The organism is Pollutibacter soli, from assembly GCA_029269725.1.
In the GTDB taxonomy this organism is placed as follows: Bacteria; Bacteroidota; Bacteroidia; order Chitinophagales; family Chitinophagaceae; genus Pollutibacter; species Pollutibacter soli.
Genome location: JARJHS010000001.1, coordinates 1165043 through 1175171 on the forward strand (window position 1 = coordinate 1165043; position 10129 = coordinate 1175171).

Annotated in this window: 8 protein-coding genes; 7 read left to right on the forward strand and 1 reads right to left on the reverse strand. The window is 41.7% G+C overall.

Annotated features, from left to right (window positions below):
- The first annotated feature begins 98 nt into the window (after positions 1-98).
- The 5 genes from P2W82_RS04675 (at position 99) to ctlX (ending at position 6125) form a co-directional block, all read left to right on the forward strand.
- Positions 99-926 carry a universal stress protein gene (locus P2W82_RS04675; protein ID WP_336514683.1) on the forward strand — a complete coding sequence of 276 codons (828 nt, stop codon included), beginning with the start codon at positions 99-101 and terminating at the stop codon, positions 924-926.
- Positions 927-1060: 134 nt separating this feature from the next.
- On the forward strand, positions 1061-1891 hold the full coding sequence (locus P2W82_RS04680; RefSeq protein WP_336514684.1) for a DUF4412 domain-containing protein: 831 nt from the start codon (positions 1061-1063) through the stop codon (positions 1889-1891).
- Positions 1892-2000: 109 nt separating this feature from the next.
- The gene (locus P2W82_RS04685) at positions 2001-2774 is read left to right on the forward strand and encodes a spheroidene monooxygenase (RefSeq protein WP_336514685.1); all 774 of its coding nucleotides are present in this window, start codon (positions 2001-2003) and stop codon (positions 2772-2774) included.
- Positions 2775-3243: 469 nt separating this feature from the next.
- Entirely contained in the window at positions 3244-4698 is a 1455-nt protein-coding gene (locus tag P2W82_RS04690; RefSeq protein ID WP_336514686.1) for an arginine deiminase family protein, read from the forward strand.
- Positions 4699-5210: 512 nt separating this feature from the next.
- Complete coding sequence (gene ctlX / locus P2W82_RS04695; protein ID WP_336514687.1) at positions 5211-6125, forward strand: citrulline utilization hydrolase CtlX; 915 nt, start codon at positions 5211-5213, stop codon at positions 6123-6125.
- Here the strand turns inward: ctlX and P2W82_RS04700 are convergent.
- Positions 6115-7053 (reverse strand): SDR family oxidoreductase, encoded by a 939-nt coding sequence (locus tag P2W82_RS04700; protein ID WP_336514688.1) that lies wholly within the window; start codon positions 7051-7053, stop codon positions 6115-6117. The two genes, ctlX and P2W82_RS04700, sit on opposite strands and share 11 nt — an antisense overlap.
- A 167-nt stretch (positions 7054-7220) precedes the next feature.
- Here P2W82_RS04700 and pfkA point away from each other — a divergent pair, with 167 nt between their 5' ends.
- Together pfkA and pyk are read left to right on the forward strand one after the other, a co-directional pair.
- Positions 7221-8222 (forward strand): 6-phosphofructokinase, encoded by a 1002-nt coding sequence (gene pfkA, locus P2W82_RS04705; protein ID WP_336514689.1) that lies wholly within the window; start codon positions 7221-7223, stop codon positions 8220-8222.
- 87 nt (positions 8223-8309) lie between these two features.
- Positions 8310-9800, forward strand: a complete 1491-nt coding sequence (gene pyk / locus P2W82_RS04710) for a pyruvate kinase (RefSeq protein WP_336514690.1) — start codon at positions 8310-8312, stop codon at positions 9798-9800.
- Positions 9801-10129 lie beyond the last annotated feature (329 nt).

Consider the following 10129-nt stretch of genomic DNA (forward strand, 5'->3'; position numbering starts at 1 on the left):
CATGGTAATTTTTTCGCCGGACATTGGCAGTTTGTAGAATCTGACCTATTTTAATTTTTTATTTTAAACAGTAACTAAACCAGGTAAATCTAGCTAGCATGAAAAAATTCCTTGTTCCTACTGATTTTTCAGACACAGCGAAAAATGCCGCCCGCTATGCAGTTCAGCTCGCAAGGGATGTGAAAAATGCGTCTGTTGTACTATACAACGTATTCGATGGTGTTACCACCGGAGAAGAAGGTACTGATGTATACAGTGATGAAGATGCTAAGAATAATCTTGCTATCGCCACACTGAAAACCCAGAAGGCTGAATTGGAATCGTTGGGTACCGGCGTGGATATCGCCATTCTTGCACATGAGGGCGATCTGATCGACAACCTTGAGAAACTGGTCCATCACCAGTCTATTGACCTGATTATTATGGGTATTAACGGAGCCACAAAACTGGAAGAAATTTTTATTGGCAGCACGACATTAAGTGTGATCAACCATCGCATTGCGCCTGTGCTGGTAATTCCTCCGGATAATGTGTACAGGGAAATTGATAATGTCGTATTCGCCAGTGATTTCAAGAATGTCGACGACACGACACCTGTAACCGAACTTAGAAAATTCCTCGAAATGGTGAAAGCGAAAGTACATGTGGTTAATGTTGATGTCGACCACTACGTTGAACTGACTGAAGAATATCAGCTGGAGAAAGCCAAACTGAATAAGATCCTCGACGGATTCAACCCGGAATATGCATTCGTAAGAATGTATGATTTTGTTGATTCCATCAACACTTTTGCCCAGGACCGTCAGGCCGATATTATTATTACAGTGCCCCGAAGGCATAGTTTCCTGGAAGGGTTATTCAAAACCAGTCATACAAAAAAACTGGCTTACCACACGCATATACCATTACTGGCTTTGTCAGAGTAATTCGTCAATGAAATAACAAAACTGCACGGTTTTAAAAGGCAGGCTGTCGATTCAGCCTGCCTTTTACATAAATATGGTTGGCATGACGTCTGCAAATTGTAGCTTTGAAATCTTCAAGTTAAAAACTTATCCAGATGAGCAAATACCTGTTGACGATAGCATGTATGTTTCTTGCCGCCTATGCTTATTGTCAGACAAAAACGGTTGATAAAGCAATCATTAAAATGCAGACCGAGATTGTATTCCCGGAAAATCCTAACCCGGGCGGAGGTGGGGGCGATGGTAATGTGATGCTGGCCAGGCCTGGTGGAATGGAGGCAACAACTATAGTCTATTACACGCCGGATATGACCAAGACAGAGAACACCTCAGATTTTGGAAATAATATCACGATTGTTGATCGTAAAAATAAAAAGACAACGACGCTGATCGAAGCTATGGGTCGGAAAACAGGTTTCTATTCTACAGAATCTGATGAAGCTGCCATGCGTGGTCGTATGGATTCCGTGCGCGCTGCCCGTGCAGATTCCCTGCGCAAACTTGGCATTCCGGTAAGTCAGCCTTCAAAACCGGAAATTGAATATGTTGATGAAACCAAAAAAATCGCCGGCTATACCTGCAGGAAAGCGATCCTGAAAAACAAAGGGCAGCGTGGGGAGATCAACGAAACCACTGTTTGGTATTGTCCCGATTTCAAACTTCCGGAAGGATTCAGCCTCGGCGGCGGCAGTGGTCGCGGAATGATGATGATGGCCGGAATGAACGGTCTTGATCAGCTGCCTGGTTTCCCGATGGAATACGAGTTCGAAAGATCCAACGGCATGAAAATGCATTCAGTCGTTACCAAAGTGCAGCTCGACCCTCAGATTGATGCCAAAGTTTTCGATATTCCTAAGGGATACGACATTAAACCGATGAGCGAAATGCAGAATGGTGGCCGGATGATGTTCAGAATGAACAATTGATTTTTAATATTTACTTATACAAAAGCGGAAACGCCGGAGAAATGATCTCCACAAGCGTTTCTGCTTTTTGTTTTTATGCTTTTAGTAAAATTGTGTTTAACGATAATTCATGTATGTACATTTCACGATAATTAACTATCCCCGACTGTCAGGGATCGCTGGCTTTTTCTCCATGATGTTTTTCAGATTTTTTCTTTCCGGCAGAAACGATTTCGTTTTTTATAAATTGATGGGAACCGGCCTGAATGGCAGTTTCGATCTCCGTCCCGATACCAGGCAATGGGTGATCATGTCTTTTTCAAAAACTGATGTGCTATACGGAATTGACAAAGATTCAAATACTTTGATCCGCAAATTGTACGGAAAAGCGATTTCCGGCTGGATAAAATTCTTCCGATGTGAGACGGCAATATTTCACTTAAAAATTTTTTCCGGTCATGGGAGCTGGGACGGAAAAGTATTACCGGCGGAGAAAAGCGACGATGTAAACAATACTGAACTGCTGGCTGTATTTACGCGGGCTACCATCAGGTTAAATAAACTTCGTGCATTCTGGAAAGAAGTGCCAAAAACAAATCAAAAATCCAGGGAGGCAGAAGGTTTACTTTTCTCAATAGGTACAGGTGAAGCACCTGCAATCCGACAAGCCACGTTCAGTATATGGCGGTCATTAAATCACATGAAGTGTTATGCATATCAAACGAAAGAACACCTCGATGTCATTCGCAAAACAAGAGAAGAAGGATGGTACTCTGAAGAGATGTTTTTGCGGATGAAACTGATTTCTGCTTATGGATCTGTGAAAGGAAAAGACATGGGAATGATACAGAATAAAGGACACGTAATACAGGAAGGAAATCCTGAACTGAAAAATGAAAAATGAAAAAAGAAATCAGAAATATAAATCGTGCGCAAGTGAAATCAACTTGTTTTAAATCATAAAGCTTGTTTTAAATCGCAGAGAAGTTATGCATGACATCTCTACAATTTAAAACGGTTATTTGCGCGACAGCTTCTGCGTCCATCTGTGTGTATTTAAATCAGCGATATCTGCGGGATAAAAAGTCCTTGCAAAATTGACTGTCGTTAATGTTAACCAACTATGAACTATCAACTGGCTGTTACTATGCGTGTTCACTATTACCTATTACCTATTGCCTATGACCTTTGCTATCTACCTTCTACTGTATCCTAAAAAAATCCTACATTTGTTCTTCATCAACAGAAATGCTGAACAGCCATCACACATATTTAATAGCGGCTCCCTGCATCGCCGCTCTTTGTTTTTCTCCCGACTAGGGTAAGAATCTGCTGTTCCTGACTTTCTATTTTTCCCTTTATTTTTTCATTTTATGTCAAAATCTAAATCCTTTCAAATCGGCGTTGCTTCTGAAATCGGTACATTAAAAAGACTGCTCGTACATAGTCCGGATAGCGGACTGGGCAAAGTAGTTCCATCAAAGGCACAGGACTGGCTTTTTGAAGATATCGTTCACCTGGATACCATCCGGAGAAAAGAATATGATTTCTATACCAAGATCCTGCTGTATTTCCTGGATCCTGAGAAGATTAAAGGAAAATTAAAATCTGTAGATACGGCGAAGAACAAACGAAATTTCTATAAACCGGATCATGAAGATTTTTTCCGGTCCGAAAAAGTAGTCGAATTACAATGGCTGCTTGCAGAAATATTGGAGCAGGAAGATATCAAAGGAAAATTGGTTGCTTCTGTTTGTGCCATTGAAAGCTGTTCTTATGAAACGGAAAAAGAACTTGCGGGAGTAGACGCAAAACACCTGGCTAAAATATTCATTACAGGTTCGTTTGACAATGACAGGATGTTGTTTCCACCTGTACCCAACCTGATTTTTACAAGGGATATCGGCATTGTGATCAATGATTTTATTTTATTGAATAAGCCTGCAAAAAAAGCCCGGACAAGGGAAGCCTTGCTGGTGAAATATATATTCTTCAATCATCCGCTGTTCAAAGAATACAGGAATAATATCATCGAATTACCGGAGACGTTTCATTATTTCCTGATGCCAAAAGATGGCGATGACCGTAAAGTAACACTGGAAGGTGGCGATGTAATGGTGGTCACGAAAGATCACCTGCTCGTAGGCGTTAGTGAACGAACGAGTCTCGAAGCAGCTTACCAGGTGGTTAAAATTCTCTTTGAAAAAAATGTTGTTAAGAAAATCAGCATTGTAAGAATTCCCAAGAAAAGGGATTATATGCATATCGATACTGTATTTACCCAGGTAAAAAGAAATGTTTGGGTGATGCTGGGTCACTTCTCGAAAAAACATTTGCGGAGAGAAGATGCGGATACCTTACAACGTATCCTTACCGAAAGTAAAAAAGAAGATAAACTGCGGATCATTCAGTTCAACAAAAAGGACATCGATCATCCGAAACATTTTGAAAGTCTGGAAGATCTGTTGATTGATGTGAGTAAGAACGACCTTGGCTGTAAGGAGAAAGTGAAGTTCATTTATTCAGGCAACAATGAATTTCCCTTTGATGCAAGAGAACAATGGACCGATTCATGCAACCTGCTGGCGTTAAAAGAAGGCGTAGTGTTAGGTTATGACAGGAATGATAAAACAGTCGAAGCGTTTAAAGAAAACGGTTTCTCAGTAATCAAAGCTGATGAACTTATCGATGATCTTGAATCAGGCAAAACAACAACAGATAAAATCAAAGACACCCTGATACTGATGCCTTCTGCAGAACTCTCACGTGCGAGAGGAGGATTTCATTGCATGAGTATGCCGTTGTTACGTGATGCGTTAATCGTATAACGTATAACGTTTAACGTATAACGTTATACCCTGATTCCAGGTTGTTGATGTTTTTCTGACAGATACGATTTCCAGGTAACTTAATATATACGACATGCTGATGTGGTTGTAAGCGTATTCGAGAATTTAATGTTGTTGTAATCGTATAAGAGAAGATGATGTTGCAGTAATCGTATGCGAGAAGATGATGTTGTAGTAATCGTATTCGTGAAGATGATGTTGTAGTAATCGTATACGAGATGTTGACGTTGTAGTAATTGTATACGAGATGCTGATGTTGTTTTAATCGTAGAGACGCCATGCATGGCGTCTCTACGATTAAAACCTTACGATTAAAACCTTACAATTACAAACGTACCAATACAACCATACGATTACAAACGTACCATTACAACCATACGATTAATAGACTATGAATAACTTTTCAGTCAGCTCCGTTTAATCATCAAAGGGCTGTTCAACGATGAACGATGAACTAACTTTCAACTTTCTACATTAAACTTTTAACTCAGATGCAGACAACATCTCACTTATTGATGATCCGGCCGGTTAATTTCGGCTATAATCCAGAAACTGCAGTGAATAATTCATTCCAGGTGGCGGGGCACGACGCAAATGCACAGGATCTTGCGGTGAAGGAGTTTGATATGCTTGTGGAAAAACTGAGAAGTCATGGTATGGATGTAAATGTTATTGACGATACACCCGAACCGTATACTCCTGATTCGATTTTCCCTAATAACTGGATTTCATTTCATACGAAAGGAACCATCTGTTTGTATCCGATGTTCGCGACTAACAGAAGAAAGGAAAGAAAGCAGGGTGTTATTGACTCTATCAAAAGTCGGTTCCAGGTAACGGATACCATTGACCTGACTGGTTACGAAGAGGATAACTTATTTCTTGAAGGCACTGGCAGTATGGTACTTGATCGCGACAATAAAATTGCCTATGCATGTCTTTCTCCACGCACAGATCTGAAAGTATTGAATGATTTTGGCGAACAGATGGATTTTGATATCATACCATTCATTTCAGTTGATGCGCTGGGTAAAGAAATTTATCATACCAATGTGATGATGTGTGTGGCAGATAAATATGTAGTGATCTGTCTTGATTCCATCAGGGATGAAAAACAAAAAACAGAAGTAACGGAATCGATTAACCGATCAGGTAAAAAAATCATTGCCATCAGCTACAAACAAATGGAGTCATTTGCCGGCAATATGCTCCAGGTAGAAAATGCGGAAGGCAAAAAATTCCTGGTGATGTCTTCACAGGCCTATTACTCATTGAATCCTGAGCAGGTAAAAGAGCTTGAGCATTTCAATCCCATCATTCATTCTCCTCTGGAAAATATAGAAACCAACGGTGGCGGCAGTGCGAGGTGTATGATTGCGGAAGTGTTTCTTGACGTTAAACGTTGAACGTTGAACGTAAAACGTTAAACGCTTTACTTATCGCGAGAGAAAATGCTGTTGGAGAATAACCCAGTTCTCTTTTTGCCTTATCAATATTGAATCCCGTTTTTAAAGGCCGTTTTGCAGGTTGTGAAAAGGTGGACGCATCCACAGGAGTAATGAGGCTTGTGTCGAGGCTAAAATATTCTGCAGCAGCAATAGCCATCTCATAGGGAGTGAGTACATCCTTCCCGGATAGATGAAAAATACCGGAAGCATTTTTTTCGATCATCAAACATATACCTTCTGCGAGATCGTTAACAAATGTGGGTGTACGCACCTGGTCATTTACCACTTTTATACTTTTTCCCCTGGTGAGCTCATCTCTGACCCAGGTCAGGATATTTGTGCGATGGGAGAGTTTTGAATTACCATACACCAAAACAGTTCTTGCAATGGACCAGTTCAAACAGCTACCCATAACCGATTTCTCTGCAGCAAGCTTTGAACTACCGTAATAGTTTACCGGTCCCGGATCGTCTTCTTCCCTGTACATTCCCTTTTCTCCACTAAAAACAAAATCAGTCGAAACATACACCAGGCCGGCATTAACTTTCTCAGCAGCACTAATAATGAACCTTGTAGCCGTTACATTGGTATTCCAGCACTCGACCGGGTTTTGTTCGCAAAAATCGACCTGGGTTTGCGCGCCGGCATGTACAATCTGGTCGGGAGCCATCGAAATTATTTTTTTTTCGATATCAACACCATCAAGAAGATCCAGCGGAACATATTGGATATTGCCGGAACGAATCAATTGTGGATCGAGCACACGATTTTCGCCGCGACCGGTGGCAACCACATCAAATCCGCGCCAGACAAGCAAAGGAACCAGGCTTGAGCCCAGCAGACCGTTTGCGCCGGTCACTAAAATCTTCTTTTTCTGATCTGACAAAACACTAATATTTAATTTTTTAATATATCACTTCCCCTCCCTTTGGGTATATTTATGTTTAAAAACCGGTGTATCTTCAGCCGGTGGAGTTGTGGAAAACTGTATTTTTGCCGCGCCTTAAAAATAGGAGATATTCTAAACGATTTAGCATACTTTAAATCGATCCATTGAATTCGAAGAAAGGAACACATAAGAAAGTTACGAAAATCGGTGTATTGACGTCTGGCGGTGATTCACCGGGTATGAATGCATGTATCAGAGCCGTTGTCCGCACCAGCCGCTATTATGGAATGGATGTTTTTGGCATCGTTCGCGGCTACCAGGGTATGCTGGACTCGGACATCAATGAAATGGATTCCCGCAGTGTAGCCAACATCATCCAGCGTGGCGGTACCATTCTAAAAACAGCGCGCTGCCTCGAATTTTACGAACCACAGGGCCGGAAAAAAGCCTACGAAAATCTGAAGAAAAAAGGCATTGACGGCCTGGTAATCATCGGTGGCGACGGGTCCTTCCGCGGTGCTCAGCTTTTTTCAAATGAATATGATATTCCATGTATCGGTATCCCCGGTACAATTGATAAAGATATTGCCGGAACTGACTTCACGATAGGTTTTGATACAGCAGTTAATACAGCTATCGAATCCATCGATAAAATCCGCGATACGGCGGATGCACATGATCGCCTTTTCATTATCGAAGTGATGGGCCGGGATGCAGGATATATTGCTTTGCATAGTGGGATTGCCACCGGGGCTGAGCATATCCTTATTCCTGAGAGGAAAACTGATATGGAAGCGTTAGTGGCGTCCCTGGAAGAAAAAGAAAAAAGAAAAAAACTGGTGAACCTGGTAGTTGTTGCCGAAGGTGATGAATTCGGCGGCGGCAATGAAGTAGCCAAAACGATAAAAAGCCGATTGCCGAACCTCGATGTTCGTGTTGCCATATTAGGACATATTCAACGCGGCGGTTCTCCTACCTGTCTCGACCGCCTCATTGCCAGCCGCATGGGATACTCTGCTGTAGAATGCCTCATGGAAGGAAAACACAATGTCATGGTGGGCATCATGAACAATCGAATGCATTATACACCCCTGAATAATGCAGTAAAGGCGAAACAAAAAGTGAGCGAAGAATGGATGAAGATCGTTAAGATCCTCGCCAGCTAGTTGCCGAATCAGAAAAAAAAGCATCAACCCGCGTAACCAATTACGCTATTAAGTCATTTATAGTAGCATATTAACCGAATTACGATTATGAGCAAGAATTTATCGAAGTATCTCCATCAGAGTATGGACAGGCAAGCTGGATTCGAACATACAGTGCACCGCACAAAAATTGTTGCAACAGTCGGCCCGGCATGCGACACTTATGAAAAGCTTCTCGAACTCGTTAAAGCCGGTGTAAACGTATTCCGTCTCAATTTCAGTCATGGCACTCATGATGATAAAGCGAAAATCATCGATTTTATCCGCAAGATAAATTCGACCGAACCCTATAACATTGCTATTCTTGGTGACCTTCAGGGGCCAAAACTCCGTATCGGGGAAATCGAAGGCAATTCACTCCTGGTTTCAGAAGGCGATATTCTCACTTTCACTAATGAAAAAGTGGTCGGTAACCTGGAAAAAATTTATGTCTCCTACCCCAACCTTGCAGGAGATGTAAAACTCGGCAATATCATCATGATTGATGATGGAAAGATCGAAGTGAAAGTAGTTGATATCACAAAGGAAGGTGACGTAAAAGTACAGGTAATCCTCGGTGGTATCCTTTCCAGCAAAAAAGGTATCAATCTTCCCGACACAAAAATTTCTCTTCCTGCGCTCACAGAAAAAGATCTGGTGGATCTCGAATTTATCATCGCCCAGGACCTTGAGTGGGTGGCTTTGTCGTTTGTGCGCAGTGTAAAAGACATCGTAATAATCAAGAGCAAGCTGGCGGAGAAAAGAAGCAAAACAAAAGTGATTGCGAAAATAGAAAAGCCGGAAGCCCTTACTAATATCAGGGAGATCATTCTGGAATCGGATGGCATCATGATTGCGCGTGGTGACCTCGGAGTTGAACTTCCTGTTGAACAGGTTCCGCTGATTCAGAAACAGATCATCCGTAAATGTCTCCATCGTGCAAAACCAGTTATCGTTGCTACACAGATGATGGAAAGTATGATGGAACGATCCAAGCCCAACCGCAGTGAGAGCACAGACGTTGCAAACGCTGTACTCGAAGGTGCTGATGCGGTAATGCTGAGTGGTGAAACAGCTACTGGTATTCACCCGGTGCTGGTGGTACAGACGATGAAAAAAATCATCCTGGAAGTTGAAAGAAACGAATACCGCTACAATCGCGAAGAAGATTTAAAACCTTTGCCTCACTCTCCAACCTTCCTTAGCGACGCAATTTGCTATAATGCATGTAAGCTCGCTGAAGATACAAATGCAGATGCTTTAATCGGTATGACGCAAACAGGATATACTGCGTTTATGCTTAGCAGTTATCGTCCACGTGCACCGTTGTATATCTATACCAAAGAGAAAAGCCTCGTAAAACAATTGAGTCTTAGCTGGGGAGTCCGTGCTTTCTTTTATGCTGAAGAAGAAAGTATCGATGATATCGTTTCTGACCAGATTCAGATCCTGCAGGGACGTGGTTTTCTTAAACCTGGTAACGTGGTCGTTAATACGGGTAGTATTCCTGTTGAATTACATCTTCCGACGAATATGCTGAAGATTACGAAAGTGCAGTGACAGGCAGAAGACAGCAGTGAGCAGGCAGCAGATCAGGCGCAGTTAGTCAATATAATACAGACGAGAATCAATTGCTGGAATAAAATTTGATTCTCGTCTTTGTTTCTGGCAACCAGGATTTGACGAATCTTTTTTCTCTGTTTTCTGTATTCCGTATTCTTTCTCTGTCTTAATGCCGGGCCCTATTAACTTATAACTATTAACTCCTACTCACTACTACTTACTTCTTACTACTTACTACTGCTATGTAAAAGGCTGTGGTGCCGAAGCGAAAGCTCAGCATTGTTAAAAGTTTCTACAAGTCAATTCAGAAATTTTCTCCACCTGCT